This window comes from Dyadobacter linearis (assembly GCF_907165045.1).
Taxonomy (GTDB): Bacteria; Bacteroidota; Bacteroidia; order Cytophagales; family Spirosomataceae; genus Dyadobacter; species Dyadobacter linearis.
The window spans coordinates 885815-904908 of record NZ_CAJRAU010000003.1 but is presented as its reverse complement, the minus strand read 5'-3'; the positions used below and the strand labels follow the sequence as shown (position 1 = coordinate 904908).

General features: G+C 45.5%; 14 protein-coding genes. 6 read left to right on the top strand and 8 right to left on the bottom strand.

The window, feature by feature from the left end:
• The first annotated feature begins 20 nt into the window (after positions 1–20).
• The 3 genes from KOD92_RS14255 to KOD92_RS14245 are packed head-to-tail and all read left to right on the top strand — an operon-like array spanning position 21 to position 5114.
• Positions 21–2627, top strand: a complete 2607-nt coding sequence (locus KOD92_RS14255; protein WP_215234222.1) for a family 20 glycosylhydrolase — start codon at positions 21–23, stop codon at positions 2625–2627.
• Positions 2628–2675: 48 nt separating this feature from the next.
• Positions 2676–3932 carry an MFS transporter gene (locus KOD92_RS14250; RefSeq protein ID WP_215234221.1) on the top strand — a complete coding sequence of 419 codons (1257 nt, stop codon included), beginning with the start codon at positions 2676–2678 and terminating at the stop codon, positions 3930–3932.
• A gap of 21 nt (positions 3933–3953) precedes the next feature.
• The gene (locus tag KOD92_RS14245) at positions 3954–5114 is read left to right on the top strand and encodes an AraC family transcriptional regulator (RefSeq protein ID WP_215234220.1); all 1161 of its coding nucleotides are present in this window, start codon (positions 3954–3956) and stop codon (positions 5112–5114) included.
• A gap of 100 nt (positions 5115–5214) precedes the next feature.
• Here KOD92_RS14245 and KOD92_RS14240 read toward each other — a convergent pair whose 3' ends face one another.
• From KOD92_RS14240 to KOD92_RS14205, 8 genes are all read right to left on the bottom strand, one after another.
• Positions 5215–7257 (bottom strand): M13 family metallopeptidase, encoded by a 2043-nt coding sequence (locus KOD92_RS14240; protein WP_215234219.1) that lies wholly within the window; start codon positions 7255–7257, stop codon positions 5215–5217.
• Positions 7258–7289: 32 nt separating this feature from the next.
• Complete coding sequence (locus KOD92_RS14235) at positions 7290–8783, bottom strand: peptide MFS transporter (protein WP_215234218.1); 1494 nt, start codon at positions 8781–8783, stop codon at positions 7290–7292.
• Between the two features lie 148 nt (positions 8784–8931).
• Positions 8932–9840 (bottom strand): hypothetical protein, encoded by a 909-nt coding sequence (locus KOD92_RS14230; protein WP_215234217.1) that lies wholly within the window; start codon positions 9838–9840, stop codon positions 8932–8934.
• A gap of 75 nt (positions 9841–9915) precedes the next feature.
• Complete coding sequence (locus KOD92_RS14225; protein ID WP_215234216.1) at positions 9916–10701, bottom strand: TPM domain-containing protein; 786 nt, start codon at positions 10699–10701, stop codon at positions 9916–9918.
• A gap of 4 nt (positions 10702–10705) precedes the next feature.
• Complete coding sequence (locus KOD92_RS14220; RefSeq protein ID WP_215234215.1) at positions 10706–11149, bottom strand: TPM domain-containing protein; 444 nt, start codon at positions 11147–11149, stop codon at positions 10706–10708.
• 84 nt (positions 11150–11233) lie between these two features.
• Positions 11234–11815: a LemA family protein gene (locus tag KOD92_RS14215; RefSeq protein ID WP_215234214.1), complete on the bottom strand. Its 582-nt coding sequence runs from the start codon at positions 11813–11815 to the stop codon at positions 11234–11236.
• Between the two features lie 150 nt (positions 11816–11965).
• Positions 11966–13147 (bottom strand): deoxyribodipyrimidine photo-lyase, encoded by a 1182-nt coding sequence (locus KOD92_RS14210; RefSeq protein WP_215234213.1) that lies wholly within the window; start codon positions 13145–13147, stop codon positions 11966–11968.
• A gap of 122 nt (positions 13148–13269) precedes the next feature.
• A complete protein-coding gene (locus KOD92_RS14205; protein WP_456305219.1) occupies positions 13270–15279 on the bottom strand; it encodes an OmpA family protein in 2010 nt (669 codons plus the stop codon).
• A gap of 298 nt (positions 15280–15577) precedes the next feature.
• On the opposite strand from KOD92_RS14205, the gene rpsL reads away from it, so the two are divergent.
• The 3 genes from rpsL (at position 15578) to fusA (ending at position 18989) form a co-directional block, all read left to right on the top strand.
• Entirely contained in the window at positions 15578–15991 is a 414-nt protein-coding gene (gene rpsL, locus KOD92_RS14200; RefSeq protein WP_026631225.1) for a 30S ribosomal protein S12, read from the top strand.
• Between the two features lie 117 nt (positions 15992–16108).
• Positions 16109–16576 carry a 30S ribosomal protein S7 gene (gene rpsG / locus KOD92_RS14195; RefSeq protein ID WP_131961012.1) on the top strand — a complete coding sequence of 156 codons (468 nt, stop codon included), beginning with the start codon at positions 16109–16111 and terminating at the stop codon, positions 16574–16576.
• 292 nt (positions 16577–16868) lie between these two features.
• Positions 16869–18989, top strand: coding sequence for an elongation factor G (fusA, locus tag KOD92_RS14190; RefSeq protein WP_215234212.1), 2121 nt, complete (start codon positions 16869–16871; stop codon positions 18987–18989).
• The last annotated feature ends 105 nt before the right edge of the window (positions 18990–19094 follow it).

Genomic DNA, 19094 nt, shown 5'->3' with positions numbered 1-19094 from the left:
CAAATCCGCGTTTAAAACCTATGAAGAAAATATTCCAATATCAGCTTTTTGTAATGATCGTAATGCTGCTGGCGAGCTGCGGTAAGTCGGGCGAAATCAGCAAGGAACAGGCTGAGAAAATCGGCGTTTCCTGGAAGCTGGTTAGCAATTTTATAGAGCCTGACGGAAGTTTTGAGGCGAAGTTCACGATTAGAAACGGTAGTGACATTACGTTGGACGCGACAAACTGGAAGCTGTTTTTCAATATGTCGCCGCGCCCTATTCAATCTAACAAAACCCCACAACCCGCTAATGTGGAGCACATTAACGGCGACTGGTACCGGATGGTGGCTAGTAAGGATTTCAAGCTGAGCCCCGGTGACTCGGTGACGGTAACCTATACAGGCACGGAGGGTGTGATCAAGGAAACCGACGCGCCGCTGGGACTGTATTTTGTTTTTTACGATAATGAAGGAAAAGAGAAAGATATTGTTCAGGTGGCTGATTACACGATCGAGCCTTTTACCGAAAAAGAACAGATACTAAGAGGAAAAAGGGACCTGTTGGCAGTGCCGACGGCTGCGACGAGATACGAACACAATCTGGCATTTACGACACTGGGCGCTGATCAGCTTCTGAAAGTGATCCCTAGCCCGGTGAAGGTTACTTCTTCCGCCGGCACATTGACGCTGAGCGGCGAAACGCAGGTATTTTATCAGGAAGGACTGGAAAATGAGGCTAAATTTTTGATTGGAAAACTGAAAGCACTTACCGGAACCGATCTGCCTATTCAGGCTGGTTTGCCGAAAAACACCAGTGCATCCGCTCCTGTGATCGTATTGAAAACGGGTGCAGTTAATGTGAATGGTATTTCAAAAGAAGCATATAAACTTGGTGTCGATGCAGCTGGTGTGACGATTACAGGAAGCGACCCGGCCGGGGTATTTTATGCAGTGCAGAGCTTGTTGCAGCTGGCGCCGGTGGAGTCTTACCAGAAAGTGCAGCCTTCGGTTGTGCTGGGATATGTGCAGATTGAAGATGCGCCGCGCTTCCATTTCAGAAGTATGCATCTGGATGTGGGCCGTAATTTTCAAACCAAAGAAACGGTGAAGCGCGTACTCGACCTGCTCGCTTCTTATAAGGTTAACCACTTCCTGTTTTACACAGCCGAAGACGAAGGCTGGCGTGTGGAAATTGACGGACTTCCTGAACTGACCGAGGTAGGTGCCCAGCGGCAGCATACTTCCGGCATGAACGCTCCCGCGATTCATCCCGCGTACGGATCGGGACCAAAAGCGTATGATAAAGACAAGTTTGGCAGCGGCTTTTATACCAAAGCCGATTTCGTGGAAATACTTAAATATGCCAAAGAGCGTCACATTAAGGTGATTCCGGAAGTGAATTTCCCGGGACACGCAATGGCGGCTATTAAATCAATGGAAGCCAGGTACGAGCGTTTGATGAAGGAAGGCAAGGAAAAAGAAGCAAATGAATATCGCCTCATTGATCCGGCTGACAAATCAGTTTACCTGTCGGCGCAGGCTTACAAGAATAATGTAGTGGATATTTCACGCGAGTCGACTTATCATTTTTACGAAAAAGTGGTGGACGAATTTGCGAAAATGTATAAGCAGGCGGGTTTGACAATGGATATTTTCCACACCGGTGGTGACGAGGTGGCCGAGGGTGTATGGACCAAGTCTCCGAATGTGGCCAAGCTGATGCAGGAGCATCCTGAAATAAAGGAATACCGCAATTTGCAAACCTATTTCTTCCGGCAACTGCTGCCAAGATTAGAAAAGCGAAACCTTAAGGTACACGGTTGGGAAGAGGTGGCATTGACCAAGACTGCGCAGGGTGCATATCTCGCAAATCCCGAATTCGTGGGTCGGCCGGTTGTACCTTATATCTGGAACAATGTATATGATGTTGATCTGGGTAATCGTATGGCCAATGCGGGTTATCAGGTGGTACTTTGCAATGTGACCAACTTCTACTTTGATATGTCGTACAGCAACGATCCGAAGGATCCGGGGCTGTATTGGGGAGGATTTGTGGATACCTGGGACAACTGGGCATTTGCACCTTTCAATATGTTCAAAACGACGGAGGTGAATGCGATGGGCAAACCGATGAAGGAGGAATTCATTGGAAAAGAAGCATTGAAACCGGCTGCGAGAAAAAATGTACTTGGCATAGAAGCACAGCTTTGGTGCGAAACGGTGAAAGGCCGCGATATGATGGAGTTTCAGATATTGCCGAAACTCCTGGGATTTTCGGAAAGTGCGTGGGCTGCTGAGCGGAAGTGGGAGTTTGTGGACGATGATGCGGCAAGAAGGAAAATGATGCTGGAAGGCTGGAATGTGTTTGCCAATACAATTGCCCAAAAGGCATTGCCGAAATGGAGTTACATCAACGGCGGCTATAATTATCGGGTCCCGATGCCCGGCGCTATTGTTGAAAACGGGGTGCTGAAAGCCAACGTGGAGCTTCCCGGGCTGATGATCCGGTACACGACCGACGGTTCGGAACCTACTGCCAAGTCGCCTCTTTACGATGCGCCGGCAAAAGTTTCTGGTACGGTCAAGCTCAAAAGTTTTGACGTCGCCGGAAAATCGAGCCGCACTGCGGTGGCGGTGGTCAGGTAGTATCTGAAACAGTGCGGCTAGTCTGCACAAAACCACGTAAATCCTCCCATGCAAAGAAACAGTTTTATCGTCGTACTGATCCTGCTCATTTTTTTTGTCATTTCGTTCCTTACCAATATCCTGGGGCCTATTATTCCTGATATTGTTAAGAGTTTCGACCTCAGCCTCGGCCTCGCCGGATTTTTGCCCTTTGCATTCTTTGTCGCCTATGGCGTAATGTCCATTCCGGCCGGCTTAATGGTAGAGAAATATGGTGAAAAGCGCATTCTGATCGCTGCTTTCGTACTTGCATTTTTAGGTGCACAACTTTTTGCTTTGATACCGGGCTTCTCCATCGCATTGCTTTCGCTTTTCCTGATCGGAATTGGAATGGCGATGCTGCAGGTGGTGATCAATCCATTACTTCGGGTTGCGGGCGGGGAAGAGAAATTCGCTTTTTTCTCGGTATTGGCGCAGTTATTCTTTGGTGCAGCCTCCTTTTTAAGCCCGCTTTTATATTCTTATTTAGTGCTAAACGTACACTCGGGATCGTCGGGATTTCTGATCGAAACATTAAACAGCCTCGTTCCTGAAAATCTGAAATGGGTTTCGCTGTACTGGGTATTTGCGGTGATTGCGCTTTTAATGGTTTTAGTTATCGCCCTGGTTCGATTTCCGAAAGTGGAGCTCAGGGAAGATGAACGTATGGATGTAGGGAAGTCATTTAGTGAACTTTCATCGAACCGCACTGTCTGGCTTTTCTTTCTGGGGATATTCGCCTACGTGGGTACCGAGCAGGGGATAGCGAACTGGATCTCGCAGTTTTTGCAAACTTATCATGGTGTAGATCCCGCCACCACTGGGGCCAGCGTCATTTCCTATTTCTGGGGCTTGCTCACGATCGGCTGCTTTCTGGGATTAGCGCTTCTTAAATTGATGGACAGCCGGAAAGTGCTCGCGTTTTTCACTTGCGGCGCTATTGTTGCATTGCTTACTGCATTGTTCGGTTCAAAGGAACTTGCATTGGTGGGTTTCCCGTTGGCCGGCTTTTTCGCCTCTGTAATGTATTCCGTTATTTTTTCGCTCGCATTGAATTCCGTGCCAAAGCATCACGGTACGTTTTCAGGGATTCTATGTGCGGGGATTTCAGGGGGCGCAGTAGTGCCGCTGATCGTGGGCGGGCTGGGTGAACTGGTGGGGCTGCGGCTGGCGATGGTGTTTTTGTTGATCCCGCTGGGCTACATTTTTAGTATATCAATCTGGGCAAAGCCTCTTGTCAACAATGAGACGGTTACCAGCGTGAAAGAACTGTTTAAAATGTCGTAAAAACGGTCATGACCGCCCAATATGTACAAGGTTATCCTGCTCCTCGATTTTGCCGAAGAATATAGTAAGACGCTGATGAAGGGGATTAATGCCTATTCAAAAGAGTTCGGACCGTGGATTTTTTGCCGGATGCCGCTTTTCCACCGTGAAACGGTCGGGATCGATGGAATTTTGCAATGGGCGCTTGAATGGGGCGCAGACGGTATCATAGGTCAGCTTTATAATAAGGAAATTGACAAAATACTGAAAGCAGGGATTCCTGTTATTGCGCAGGATTTTAAAGAGCGGTTCACTGAAATACCCAATATCACAGGCGACTACCATGAAGCAGGAAAGCTTGGGGCCGACTACTTTTTGAAAAAAGGTTTTACAAATTTCGCTTTTTACGGCTTCAATGATATTGTCTGGTCGCGCGAACGAGCGGAGGGTTTTGAAGAAAGATTGAAGTCAAAAGGGCATCAGGTGCATTATTTTGAGCATAAAAAAGCCAGGTCAACTGAGCTCTGGTATTATAAACCCAGCTCGCTGAGCCGCTGGCTGAAAGGCCTTCCCAAGCCGATCGGACTGATGAGCTGTGACGATAACCAGGGCCAGCATATTACCGAAGCTTGCCGGCATGTAGGGATCCGCATTCCCGAAGAAGTGGCAGTATTAGGTGTTGATAACGATGAAATGATCTGCGATTTGTCCGATCCACCGCTGTCCAGTATTGCACTCGACGTAGAAAAAGGGGGGTACGATGCTGCGAAACTGCTCGATCACATGATCAAACACGGTACCGGAGCGTATTACGACATCATAGTAAAACCGATGCAGGTAATCACCCGGCACTCGACTGATATTTATGCTACCAATGATGATCACATTGCTTCGTCCCTCAAATACATTCACCAGAATATCGAGAAAAACCTGCACGTGGATGAGGTAGTGAAGCAGGTACCTTTGTCGCGCCGGGCGCTGGAAAAGCGTTTTCTTGAAATAACCGGCTACCCCATTTATAAGTACATCTTCAATCTGCGCATTGAAAAATTCACCCAGAAGTTGCTGGATACGGATATGTCGGTGTTTGAGATTGCATTGGATATGGGCCTGAACGACAGCAAAAATATAGCCCGCCAATTCAGGCAGGCTAAGGGTTGTAGTCCAAGTGCTTATCGGAACAAGTACCTCGCGGGAAAATGAGTTTTAGAGTTCAGAGTTTAAAGTTTATGAGTTCAGAGTTTATGAGTTCAGGACCTAACTTTAAACTCATAAACTTTTGACTCCTAAACTTTAAACTCAATTACCAGATTACGATTTTCGCCGAATCGGCCAGAGCCATTTTTGTGCCCGGCGTACAGCCGAATGCAGCCTGGAATTCCTTCAAATGAGGAAGCGGCCCGTTGATCCTGTCTTTTGCAGGCGCGTGCGGGTCAGTTTGAATCTGGTTTCTTAATGCTTCGTTGGTCGTGTTCATGTGCCAAACCTGCGCCCAGCCCAGGAAAAAGCGTTGTTTCCAGTTGAAACCGTCAATAGGGGCCGGCTCTTCTTTACCTTCCAGCGACTTTTGCAGCGCGTAATAAGCCAGTGTTAATCCACCCAAGTCGGCCACATTTTCACCGATAGTTAATGCACCGTTGATATTAAAGCCGGGCAATGCTTCGATGCCGTTGAAATATTCAATATACTTCTTGGTTAGCTTATCAAAATTCGCGCGATCCGAAGCTGTCCACCAGTTTTTCAGGTTACCCTCGTCATCAAACTGTGAACCCTGATCGTCGAAACCGTGCGTAAATTCGTGGCCGATCACTGCGATGATCCCGCCGTAATTGATCGCATCGTCGGCATTACGGTTATAAAACGGCGGCTGCAATATACCTGCAGGGAAAACCACTTCATTGTTCAGTGGGTTGTAATACGCATTCACCGTCTGCGGAGTCATTCCCCATTCTTTCTTATCCACTTCCTTGCCGATCTTCTCAACCGCTTCTTTATGTCCGTAAAGGGAAGCAGAAATGACGTTTTCAAATAGTTTATCAGGTGCAATCTCAATGCTTGAATAGTCCTTCCATTTATCAGGATACCCGATTTTGTAAGTAAATGCTTTCAGCTTCTTATGCGCTTTTGCTTTGGTAGAGTCGCCCATCCAGGTAAGCTTATCAATGCGCTCGCCGTATACTGTGCGTACGTTCTCGATCATTTCAGCGACCTTTTTCTTGTCTTCTTCCGGGAAATATTTTTTCGAGAAAAGTTTACCAAGCGGCATTCCAAGCAGACCATCGGTTGAGCGGATCGCCCGTTCTGTACGTGCTCTTTGCTGTTTTGTTCCTCTCATTACCGTGCTGAAAAAGCGGAAATCTTCCTGATCGAAGCTTTTCGGAAGGTAGCCAGCAAAACGTGAGAGCAGCTGCCATTTCGTATATAGTTTCAAGGTAGCAAGCGGCGTAGCTTTCAGCAATGCATTCAGGTTTTGCAGGTACGCTTTGTTCTGTACGATCAAAGTGTCTGCCTTGATATCCTGCTTGTCTGCAAAAGTTTTGGTATCGAAATCCGGCAGCAGTTTTCCGAAATCCTCAAAACTCATTTTGTTGTAAGTTTTATTAGGATCGCGCAGCTCTACATTACTGAGCTGGTGTTTCGCCAGTTTCGTTTCAAAATCAAGAATTGTCTTTCCGGGCGTAGCGTCGGTGAATGCAGCCAGGGAGAACATCTTGTCCACGTGTGAAACAAATTCTTTTCTTACATTAACCGTGCTGGAATCTGTGCGCTCATAATAGCTTTTTTCTCCCAGGCTTAATCCGCCCTGACCCTGATAAAGTGCATTGATCTTGCTATTTTTCAAATCGCCTTCTACACCAAAACCGAAGGCACCAGTTACACCGATTTTTTGCAGTTCACCCGCCAGTGCTGCCAGTTCTTTCAGCGAACTTACTGCATTGATTTTATCAAGATAGGGTTTCAATGGAGCCAGGCCGCGTTTTTCAATAGTAGCCGTATCCAGAAACGACTGATAATAATCCGCGATCTGCTGCTCTTCCGTTCCTTTTTTGCGGTCTTTCAATGCGGCGATCTCTGCGATGATGCTTTTCAGCCGAACTTCTTTATTCTCTTTATCAAGTACATTGAATGCGCCCCAGCGGCTTTCGGTGCCTGGTATCGGATTTTTCTTTTTCCAGCCTCCATTTGCGTAGCTGTCGAAATCTTCACAGGCTTTCGCCGTTGAATCGAGCGAGCTGATATCGAATCCCGGCACTTTTGTGGTGTCGGTTTCTTCCTTTTCTTTCTTGCAACCCGCCAGGCTGACCACCAGGGCCAGTATTGCAACACGGAACACGGCTGATTTCATGTGATGTATTTGTTTTGAAGTATTGAATGACATTAAGAAATACCGCCCATCCAGCCTTTGATAGGCTTCCAGAATACAAGCAGTACCAGTCCAAAAATGGTAGTTATAATCGCTACCTGGTTGAACAGTGCGGGCATTTGAAGGATATTTTTCTCATCAAAACCACCTGCAAAAATCCCGGCGATCAGGTTACCTAGCGAAGCACCCACAAACCAGATCCCCATTAACTGGCTCACGTAACGTTTTGGGGCTAGTTTGGTGTAGGAACTTAATCCAACCGGGCTCACGCAAAGCTCCCCGATTGTATGCAGAAAGTAAGTAAAAGTGAGGAAAAGCGGCGATGCGAGGTCTCCCGTTACAGCGATTTTGGAAGCAGCAACCATCACGAAAAAGCTAAGACCTAACAGGATCAAACCCATAGCAAATTTAACCGGGATTGATGGATTGCGGTTTCTGGAAGATAATGAAATCCAGAGGCTTGCTAATACTGGGGCGAAAATGAGTACGAATGTGGGCTGAAAGTTTTGGAACCAGCTTGATGGAACTTCCCAGCCACCTATGATGCGGTCCGTATGGCGTTCGGCGAAAATCTGTAACGAAGTGCCAGCCTGCTCATAACCTGCCCAGAATAACGCTATCGCAAGAAACAGGATGATCAACACACCGACACGGTATTTCTCCACACGGGTAAGTCCGCCGGCAACAAGTATAAAGAGGAAATAGGCGGCAGAGATAGATACGATAATCACACCTGCACCCTGCGCGAGACCCTGAGCTGTGGACATATCGATCGTACCTGATATTTGCAGTACGATCAGGAATACGACCAGCAATGCGATCAATCCGTAACCGATCATTTTGTTGCTGCCCGATTGTGAGCCCGCATTTACCTTGCTCACTTCCTTCGCAGGAGGTACGTCACCAAGTCCCTTCAGATAGGTAGCGCTGCCGATGCGAAAAACGATCAGGCCCAATAGCATTCCGATCGCCGCAGCACCGAAGCCCATGTGCCAGTTCACTTTTTCACCCAGATACCCCACGATCGCAATGCCGAGGAATGAACCCAGGTTAATACCCATATAAAAGATCGAAAATGCCGCATCGCGACGTGCCCCGCCTTCCGGATAGAGTTCGCCCACGATGGAGCTGATATTAGGTTTAAGAAGTCCGGTACCAACCGCGACGGTAGTTAGTCCAAGAAAGAATATCGCTGACCCGGCCGGAATCGCCAGGATAATGTGACCGAGCATAATGATGATCCCACCGTACCAGATCGCTTTTTTCTGTCCCAGGATATTATCCGCGAGCCAGCCGCCTGGGAGGGTTAGCAGGTACACCGAAGCTGTATAGAGACCGTAGACCGCAGTTGCCTCGGCCGCACTCATTCCCATTCCTCCTCTTACATTATCAAGTAAAAAAAGCAAGAGGATAGCGCGCATGCCATAGTAACTAAACCGCTCCCACATTTCTGCAAAAAATAAGACATACAGGCCTCTGGGGTGTTTCTGGGAAATTGTTGCTGACATACGGGGGGACTTTTTATTTGGCTTTTTGGGTTATTGCCGATTGATTTTTCGGTGCAAGATAGGAATTATGGATAAATATAGAAACGCATAAAAAAGCGGCAACCGGAATGAATCCAGCTGCCGCGAACAAACACTGTGGTTTACTTAATTATTTTACTGAAAAAGAACCTTCTCCTACTGAAAAACCTTCGGAATATAGTTCAATTGTATATTTTCCTGACGGAAACGGTGCGTCCCGGTCGTACAGGATACTTACATCCTGGTTGTTATTGGAGTATAATACATCCTTACTTACCGTGTAACCTTGTTCCTGTCCATTGTACTCAAATACCCCTGAGCCCGTTTTGGTATCAGAAATAGTGGCGCCACTTGGGTCGATGATCCGCAGATAAATCGTTTTGTTGTCGTTTTGGGTTAAAGGATTTTTCTCCAACATAAAATCTACCCGCACTTTATCGATCCGTTTTGATTTTACATTTTCACCTTCGCGTATTTTTCCTTTTGAAGATACCGCATACACTTTCACATTCCTGGCGCGCAATGCTGCTGCCATCGTTACCTTGGATTCCAGTTCGGTATTCTTCGCAGCAACGGTTGAAAGCGAATCGCTGACAGCCTGTTTGATAGTTTCGAGTTGCGTTTTCTCCTGAACGAGGGTTTCGTTCTGGCTGATCAGTTGCTGGTTTTCCTCGCGGAGCTGCGCAATTTCTTCGTCCTTTTTATTCAGGAATGTCTCATATTCCTTGATCTTGCGGCCCATATTTGCAGTTCCTTTACGGAGTGCGATACGGTCATTTTCGAGAGAAGCTTTTACTTTTTGTAGTTCTTCAATGTCGCCGCCCAGTCCCTGTACTTCCTGAATGCGGGCATCGAGTTGTTTGGAAATCGAGTCGAGCTTAATTTCCGAGGTAGCCAGTTCATTTACCCGCGCCTGCAGGTCGGAAGATTGCTGGGTGGAAAGCGTTCTTTCATTATAATAGAGGTAGCCAAATACAGCAGCCAGGATTGTCATCAGGATTAATCCGACGAGCATTCCGGTGTTACTTTTACGTTCCATGAGTTGTTGTTTAGGTTAATTGATATATTTTATGAGATATATTCAAAAACCATGCCATCACTATACGTAAATCGCTTAGTAATCGCCGCCTGCGCCTCCGCCTCCAAAGCTTCCTCCGCCAAATCCACCAAAGCCGCCGCCACTTCCGCCTCCGAAGCCTCCGCCCCAGTTACCCGAAGAGCTTCCGCTACCTGAATGCGTCGTGTAAGGAAAGAAGAGTGGGGGAATGCCCATTCCGCCGATACCTCCACCGCCTCTGCCACCGCGGTTGTTCTTATTCCGGAACATAACAATCATAATCACGATGAAAATAATCACCAGGATCAGGATTGGAGAGAAGGATTGCTCGTCGCTGCTTTGCTGCTTATCGGCTTTGTACTCACCGGTTGCATATTTGAAAATCGTATCCACACCTTCATCCAAACCCTCGTAAAACTGGTTTTGTTTGAAGCGCGGCGTGATTATCTGTGAAATGATCCGCTTTGCGATCGCGTCGGGTATTGCGCCTTCGAGGCCGTAGCCGGTACTTATAAATATCTTCCGATCGGTGGGTGCCCAGAGTAGTACGATCCCGTTATTCTTGCCTTTCTGCCCTACGCCCCATTCGCGGCCAAGCTTGATCGCATAGTCGGCAATAGGGTAGTCGCCTGTCGTTGGGACGATTACAATCACGATCTGAGAAGAAGTGGAATCGTTATATGCTACCAGCTTTTGTTCAAGACGCGCTTTTTGATCTGCACTCAACTGGCTCGCGAAATCGTTGACGAGTTTGGGCGGGTTTGGTTTGGCAGGAATATCTTGTGCCCAGATGCTGCATATTGAAATGATCAGCATAATGGGTAATAATAGGATTTTCTTCATGAGCTCAATGTCCAAACGATATATCGTCCGGAAGTTCGTTGATGTCGTCGGAATGGTAGGGGAAGTGTGATTTCAGCTGGAATCCGGCCTCATCAATACCTCTGCACAAACCTTCCAGGTATTCTCCCTTCGAGAAGTGACTTCTCAGGTGATCTTTTGTCGTTTGCCAAAAGTCGGCATCGACTTTTTCGTCAATTCCTTTATCTCCTAAAACTGCAAACTTGCGGTCTTCGTAAGCCAGGTAAAATAAGACGCCGTTGCGCTGCGCTGTCTGATGCAGGTTGAGTTTAAAGAAAACCTCTTTTGCTCTTTCCATTACATCCGGCGAAGGACATTTCTTTTCAATATGAACCTTCACTTCACCCGAAGTCTGTTTTTCAGCTTTCTGAATCGACTGAATGATAAGCTGTTGCTGTTCTTCTGTAAAAAAAAGGGGTTCGGCTTCCATGGGCAGGCTGTTAGGTCGGTGAGTACAAACAAAAACAGGGTGTTTTCAAAGAATATATCTTTCCGAAAACACCCTGTAATCTTATTAGAATTGTACCGAAGGCGCTTTCTCAGACCCCGCGGTCGCTGTGAAATAGCCTTTTTGAGCAAAGCCAAATACGCCTGCGAAAAGGTTAGTCGGGAATGTCCGTACTTCCTGGTTATAGTCTTTCACGACCGTATTGAAATCATTTCTTGCTACACCAATCCGGTTTTCCGTTCCTTCCAGCTGCGCTTGCAATTCAAGGAAGTTCTGATTTGCTTTCAGCTGAGGGTATTGCTCTACTGAGACAAGTAATCGGGAAAGTGATCCGCTCAACTGATCCTGTGCAGCCTGAAATTTGGAAATATTCTCAGGTGTCAACTGATCTGCATTGATAGTGGTTTGAGTTGCTTTGCTACGTGCCTCGATTACGGCAGTCAGTGTACTTTTTTCAAATTCCGCCGCTCCTTTTACAGTGCTGACCAGATTGGGGATCAGGTCCGCGCGACGCTGGTACTGGCTCTCTACTTTCGCCCAGGATTCTTTCACTACTTCGTCTTTACCCACAAGCCCGTTATATTTTCCACAGCCGACGAATCCGAGAATCAGAACCACGACGATAACTCCAATTAGTCCTTTTGACATTTTAGTATTCGGTTAATGTTAATGAAAGTTCAAAGTTGGCCAAAGCTAACAAAATATGCAGCAAATACTACATAACCGGTTTTTGCTCCACATTGGCAGATAATAGGCGTGATAATGGGTTTCCAAATAATCAGGCCAGCGAATCAAATATCAATCCTGGCCTACACCCGCAACTTTGTTCCACTTGCCCCAGCTGACAGACGGTTCATAGTCCTTTAAGTTGCTTTCAAAATACATCGCGCCCCAGGTCCAGTTAATATTTAATGTGTTAGCTAAATATTTAGCAGCAATCCATCGCTCCGCTGAAAGCAGGTTTCCCTGGCTTTTTAATTTCCGCATTAAATCATTTACCTGTGCATCGTCCGTTTGAGAGTCTGTCCATTTTCTGAATGTGACAAGATCGTCGTCCCAGCGTTTTGCAAAATGGTGCTTTACTCCGCTAGGTTTGAATATACGCGGCCCGTAACGAAGCAGCGTCCAATGAAAATAGTCTCTTTCCAAAAGATCCTGCATCAAACTTTGCTTTTTAGCTGAGTCGCTTTTTGTGGCAACTGCTTTATACACATACTTTGGAGAGAGGCAGCCCATTGAAAGCCAGCGCGAAATTCCGGAATCGATCAATGCATGAAAGTCTATCGGATCGGCTTCGGATGCCAGATATTGAGAAAGTGACCGGATAGCCTCTTCCTCGCTAATCGGCTTAATAGTTTCAGGCTCTTGCCCGGTTCCAATTTCTTCAATCTCAATTCCCAGGTCAGCCAGTGTCGGCATCTGGCCCATTTCAAGATCAGCAGGTAGCTTGATCTGAGCAGGTTCAGGAAGTATACTTTCGATGTCAAGACTATTTTGCATTGTCTTTGAGAAAGCTTCAAAAGAGCCGGGGAGCTTGGAAATAGGGAAGGGCAGTTCGGTTGCGTGGACCAACGTATCCATCCAGAAAAGCTTGATATCTATATTTCCGGTTTTCAGATTTTTGCTGAGGGAAGATTCAATGCGCGTTTCCTCCGGCGCTATCTCCTTACTACAATATACATATCCTGCCTGGTGGTCTTCCGCCAACTGCGCGACGATCTTTTCGGGTTCGCCTATTCGTATTAAAAGATCCCCGCCCTTTTTTCTGATATTTTCCCTGAGATCAGTTACGCAATCTATGAGCTGCTGAGCTCTCAGTGCGCCTGTCCGCCGGAATCCAAGTCTGGTTTTTTCATATTGCCTGGGATCAAAAACAAATACCGGAATAATTTCATCTGAGGAGTTGCAGGCAGAAAGTAGCGCTTCATTATCAAGTAATCGAAGATCGTTTCTGAACCAATAAACAATGCGGTCAGCCATTTAATAAACTGAATATTTTAAAATGATATTAAAAGAAGAATAGTGCAAAGATAGGGACGCGTAAAATAAAAATCCCGCTCCGGAGCAATCTTGTCCGGAGCGGGATTTTTAAGTTTTATATCTTAGTAACTCAAAATTGTAAATTCGGTGCGACGGTTTCGCTGATGCTCTTCCTCTGTTTTTGCATTTGGAACAACCAATTCACGTTCTCCATAGCCTTTCGCAACCATGCGATCGGCGTCGATTCCTTTTGAATTCAGGTAGGTAACTGCGGATTCCGCACGATTTTGCGACAAGGTCATATTGTAAGCATCGGTAGCACGCGCATCGGTATGCGAGCTCAGCTCGATATTCATACTAGGATTGTCTTTTAATATCTGGACCAACTTATCAAGTTCGATGGCAGCATCTGGTCTGATATTGTACTTGTTCAAATCATAATAGATATTCTCAAGAACGAATGTTTTGTTCAACTCAAGTTTATCCAATTTGATAGTCACATTGAATGTCGTATCGGTTAGTTCCTTTGTCAGGAATATCGGCGGAATAGTACGCCCGTTCATGGAAAATGGCTCCCGCTTACTGATATAACCTTTTCGCTCTACAAGCAAAGTATAAGATTTTCCTTCCTCAACAGGCTGCTTTCCAAACTTACCTTCCGAATTACTAGGTAATTGAGCAATCTGCGTATCGGAAGTGTCGGGCAGAATATGAACGATTGCAGAATCAAGCGGCACGTTTTGTCCGTTTGCAATCACATTACCACCCAGGAAATACCTTACTACCTTTGGCTTTCCATTCACATAGTTTGGGTTATTCGGGTTAAGCGGATCGTTTGGGTCATTGTTTTTAGCAGTGGTGGTACTATCCGGCTCTTCGGGTCCGCTGAAATAATAAATGTCATCGTCCCCTTTTCCGCCTTCGCGATTGGATGCAAAAAAGCCTTTATTCAGATCCTGGTAAAACACGAGCCCAAAATCATCTTGTGGACTATTAAACGGCAGCCCCATATTTTCAATGGTAATTACTCCCTGTATTCTTGTGGCTGAAAATAAGTCCAGTTTTCCAAGTCCCGGGTGTCCGTCGGAAGCGAAGTACAATTTCCCGCCTTCGGCAACATACGGAAACATATCGTCGCCGGCAGTATTGATATCGCGTCCCATATTTACAGGCTTGCTGAACCTGCCCGACGCGTCCATATTAGTTCGGTAAATGTCTATTCCTCCCGCACCTCCCGGCCGGTTAGAGGCAAAGTACAGCGTTTTTCCATCCCGGGAAAAAGCAGGTGAACCGTCCCAGGCAAGAGAATCGTTTATTGGCAAAATAGCAGGTACGGTCCATTTTCCATCGATATTACGGCTCATATAAAGGTCCACATCGACGGCACCATTCTTTTTCCCATTGTTACCACGAGCAAAAACAAGTGTTTTTCCATCGGGAGAAAATGCCGGCGAAGCTTCATTTGCATCTTCGGCGAATATGTCCTGACTAAGCAAAACAGGGTTTCCCTGTATATCCGCCGGATCCTGCGTGATCGCTACTTTGTACAGGCCCAGCATCGCCTGACCATTATTTTTGTATATCTTCTCTTTCTTTGAGGAAGAAAAAACCAGCTCGTTGCCTAGAATTGTCGGCGAGAATTCAGAACCGGCTGAATTAAGGGGGATACTCGTTGCTTCAACGGGCATTTTTTCGGTTTTAAGCCTGTCGGCAATCCTGAGGATCTCTACTTCCCTTAATGCACGATCCTGTAAAGCCTGTGAGCTGGCAGTGTCTCTGGCAAATGCTGCAAATTCGGCAGAGGCTTCGTTATATTGTCCAGCAGTTTTTAGCGCATAAGCATATTGAAATCGCGCATCTGCAATTGCAATACCGCCGTCAAGTGCTTGTTTGTAATAGGGAATAGCCTCTTTGAAACGATTGGAGAGGCGGTAGGATTCAGCAATCAGATAATTAGTCTGCACCGGTTCGTAGTTCTCGGCAGCCGCTTTCTGGAAACCTTTGATCGCGAGGTCGTATTCTCCGTTAGCGAACTTCTTCTGTCCATCCTTGTAAGCCTGCATCGCCGAATTGCAGCCGGATAAATAGGTACATATAATTACGAGGGTAAAAAAACTCCGCAAAAGTTTCATAGTTTAAAATATAAAATCTAACGATTCGACGCGCACTTTGGGTTTCTGAAAAACAATACTAATAAAGAACGTTTGGAAATAAAATTCTGGATACAAGAGGATAAGATTTTTATAGCAAGGCTCTATTTACTCATAATCACTGAGATCGGCCAGCAATTTTGTAAAGCTTCGTGAAAAAACATTTAGTAACACTTTGTTAATCAGTTGTGGAATATTACTTTTGCAGTCCGATTTTTCGGGAAAAGTGTTTCCATAACAATGGATCGGACAAGTAATCTGATCAAAATCAATTTGTTAAATGCCAACTATTTCACAATTAGTCCGTAAAGGTAGAGAGACCATTACATGGAAATCAAAGTCACCGGCTTTGGATTCTTGCCCTCAGCGTAGGGGTGTGTGCACCAGGGTGTACACTACAACGCCAAAAAAACCGAACTCAGCACTTCGTAAAGTAGCACGTGTTCGTCTTTCCAACAACAAAGAGGTGAATGCCTACATCCCAGGAGAAGGCCACAACTTGCAAGAGCACTCGATCGTATTGATCCGTGGTGGTCGTGTTAAAGATTTACCAGGTGTTCGTTACCACATTATCCGTGGTGCATTGGATACAGCTGGTGTTAACGGACGTAAACAACGTCGTTCTAAGTATGGTGCTAAGCGTCCAAAACCAGGACAAGTTGCGGCAGCACCAACAAAAGGTAAAAAGAAATAAAAAGTAACTCTCTCTGCTTTTATTAAATAATTAAGTTGATAAAAGGGAAGTAATCCGGGAGCAATCCAGGGTGAATAAGTTGCAAAACGAAACCTCGTGTAAAAACATTAAGACAAAATGAGAAAGTCGAAACCAAAGAAAAGATATATCCTTCCTGATCCGAAGTTCAGGGACGTTCAGGTTACTAAGTTTGTGAACAACCTGATGTACGAAGGAAAGAAGAGCATTGCATTTACTATTTTCTATGACGCATTGGAGTTGGTTGAGAAAAAAACTAGCGAAAGTGGATTGGAAACTTGGAAAAAAGCATTGAACAATGTTACTCCTTCTGTGGAAGTTAAAAGCCGCCGCGTTGGGGGTGCTACCTTCCAGGTTCCAACCGAAGTTCGTCCTGAGCGTAAGCAATCTCTTGGCATGAAATGGTTGATCAACTACTCACGTAAGCGTGGAGAAAAAACGATGGTTGACCGTCTTGCTGGCGAAATCATCGCTGCTGCAAAAGGTGAAGGAGCTGCTGTTAAGAAAAAAGACGATACGCACCGTATGGCAGATGCGAACAAAGCATTCTCGCATTTCCGGTTCTAGTCCGTTTTATTACATAGCATCAAGCCGGGTCTTCAACGAGATCCGGCTTTTTGTTTATTATGGGTAGCTTGGGTTATCAATTGCCGCGATATTTAGTTGGCTGTAAGGTTAGGCGCTGTACTTCTGAATGTTTTTTCGGAAAATTACTTCCACTCAATTGTTTTTATAATCAACAATATATACTTTTGCGCTCTGAATTTTTAAAAGTAATGGCTTCTGCTGTCTCCTTACAAGTTCAAGTTCTTCGAATTGAATTGCACATCGAATAAAATATAACACATCACCATCAGTCATGGCACGTGATCTAAGATTAACAAGAAACATTGGTATTGCTGCGCACATTGATGCGGGTAAAACAACCACAACGGAGCGTATCCTCTATTACGCAGGGGTTAGCCACAAAATTGGAGAAGTACATGATGGTGCTGCTACAATGGACTGGATGGAGCAGGAACAGGAGCGTGGTATCACTATTACTTCAGCTGCTACGACAGTTGACTGGAATTACCGTGGAGAGAAATATCATATAAACATTATCGATACACCGGGACACGTTGACTTCACAGTTGAAGTAAACCGTTCTCTTCGTGTATTGGATGGTCTTGTATTCCTTTTTAGTGCAGTTGACGGTGTTGAGCCTCAGTCTGAGACGAACTGGCGCTTGGCTAATAACTATAATGTTGCCCGCATCGGTTTCGTAAATAAAATGGACCGCTCAGGTGCAGACTTCTTGAAAGTTTGTACGCAGGTTAAAGAAATGCTTGGAAGCTATGCTGTGCCTCTTCAATTGCCGATCGGTGCAGAAGATACTTTCCGTGGTGTGGTTGACCTTGTTAACTTCCGCGGTATCGAATGGAATGAAGAAGATAAAGGAATGACTTTCAAAGAAGTTCCGATTCCAGAGGATATGCTTGAAGAAGCAACTGAGTGGAGAGAAAAGTTGCTTGAAGCTGTCGCAGAATTCGACGATACTTTGATGGAAAAATACTTCGAAGATCCTAATTCAATCTCAGAAGACGAAATTCTTGCAGCTTTGCGTGCAGCAACGATCAGCATGAAAATCGTTCCTATGGTTTGTGGTTCTTCGTTCAAAAATAAGGGTGTTCAAACGATGCTTGATTACGTGATGGCTATCTTGCCTTCACCACAAGATCGCGAAAGCATCATTGGAACTGATCCTCGCACTGGAAATGAGATTTCTCGCCAGCCAACGGATGCAGATCCTTTCTGCGCATTAGCGTTTAAAATTGCAACTGACCCTTATGTAGGACGTCTTTGCTTTATCCGTTCTTACTCTGGATATCTTGATTCAGGTTCTTATGTTTTGAACAATCGTTCAGGAAACAAAGAGCGTATCTCTCGTATCTTCCAAATGCACGCTAACAAGCAAAATCAAATTGATCGTCTTGAAGCAGGTGATATTGGTGCAGTTGTAGGTTTCAAGGATATTAAAACAGGAGATACATTATCGGATGAAAAGAACCCAATCGTTCTTGAATCAATGGTGTTCCCTGAGCCGGTAATTGGTTACGCAATTGAACCTAAGAAAGCTGCTGATAGCGACAACTTCTCAAAAGCAATTACCAAATTGATCGAAGAAGATCCTACGTTGCAAGTTGAAAGTAACGAAGAAACAGGTCAGACCATCATCAAAGGAATGGGTGAGCTTCACCTTGAAATCATCATCGACCGTATGCGTCGTGAATTCAAAGTCGAAGTGAACCAAGGGGCGCCTCAGGTTGCTTACAAAGAGATTCTTACTAAAAACTTCGAGCACCGCGAAGTATACAAGAAACAAACAGGTGGTCGTGGTAAGTTTGCCGATATCGTATTTGAAATCGGACCACGCGATGATAACGAAGAGGGGCAAGAGCCAAAAACCGGTTTGCAGTTTGTTAACCAGATTGTGGGTGGTACTATTCCTCGTGAATTTATCGCTCCGATCCAGAAAGGGTTCGAAGCTTCGATGTCAAATGGTGCACTTGCAGGATATCCTTTGGATTCTATGAAAGTGCGTATTTTCCACGGATCTTTCCACGATGTCGATTCAGATGCACTGTCATTTGAACTTGCAGCAAAAATTGGTTTCAAAGAAGCTGCTCGTCATGCAGGTTCAAAATTGATGGAACCGATCATGCACGTTGAAGTTCTTACACCTGATGAATACACTGGACCAATCACTGGTGACCTTAACCGTCGCCGTGGTGTTATGCGCGGAATGGATTCACGTAATGGCGCACAGGTTATCAAATGTGATGTGCCTTTGTCTGAACTATTCGGTTATGTAACGGATCTTCGTACAATGTCATCAGGCCGTGCAACCGCATCTTTGACATTCGCTTACTACGAGATTGTCCCTAATAACATTGCAGAAGCGGTAATCGAGAAAGCAAAAGGATTAGTTAAAGCATAAATAATTAATTAGTTACCAGAGTAATCTGGTAACTAATCTATATAAGACATAAATCAGTGAAGTAAATGGTTCTTTCGCTGATGGATTGCCAGAGTTACTCTGATC

Bases quoted from the DNA above. Each gene is read 5' to 3' on its own strand.
- KOD92_RS14255 (WP_215234222.1), top strand. From the start codon at position 21: ATGAAGAAAATATTCCAATATCAGCTTTTTGTAATGATCGTAATGCTG.
- KOD92_RS14250 (WP_215234221.1), top strand. From the start codon at position 2,676: ATGCAAAGAAACAGTTTTATCGTCGTACTGATCCTGCTCATTTTTTTT.
- KOD92_RS14245 (WP_215234220.1), top strand. From the start codon at position 3,954: ATGTACAAGGTTATCCTGCTCCTCGATTTTGCCGAAGAATATAGTAAG.
- KOD92_RS14240 (WP_215234219.1), bottom strand. From the start codon at position 7,257: ATGAAATCAGCCGTGTTCCGTGTTGCAATACTGGCCCTGGTGGTCAGC.
- KOD92_RS14235 (WP_215234218.1), bottom strand. From the start codon at position 8,783: ATGTCAGCAACAATTTCCCAGAAACACCCCAGAGGCCTGTATGTCTTA.
- KOD92_RS14230 (WP_215234217.1), bottom strand. From the start codon at position 9,840: ATGGAACGTAAAAGTAACACCGGAATGCTCGTCGGATTAATCCTGATG.
- KOD92_RS14225 (WP_215234216.1), bottom strand. From the start codon at position 10,701: ATGAAGAAAATCCTATTATTACCCATTATGCTGATCATTTCAATATGC.
- KOD92_RS14220 (WP_215234215.1), bottom strand. From the start codon at position 11,149: ATGGAAGCCGAACCCCTTTTTTTTACAGAAGAACAGCAACAGCTTATC.
- KOD92_RS14215 (WP_215234214.1), bottom strand. From the start codon at position 11,815: ATGTCAAAAGGACTAATTGGAGTTATCGTCGTGGTTCTGATTCTCGGA.
- KOD92_RS14210 (WP_215234213.1), bottom strand. From the start codon at position 13,147: ATGGCTGACCGCATTGTTTATTGGTTCAGAAACGATCTTCGATTACTT.
- KOD92_RS14205 (WP_456305219.1), bottom strand. From the start codon at position 15,279: ATGAAACTTTTGCGGAGTTTTTTTACCCTCGTAATTATATGTACCTAT.
- rpsL (WP_026631225.1), top strand. From the start codon at position 15,578: ATGCCAACTATTTCACAATTAGTCCGTAAAGGTAGAGAGACCATTACA.
- rpsG (WP_131961012.1), top strand. From the start codon at position 16,109: ATGAGAAAGTCGAAACCAAAGAAAAGATATATCCTTCCTGATCCGAAG.
- fusA (WP_215234212.1), top strand. From the start codon at position 16,869: ATGGCACGTGATCTAAGATTAACAAGAAACATTGGTATTGCTGCGCAC.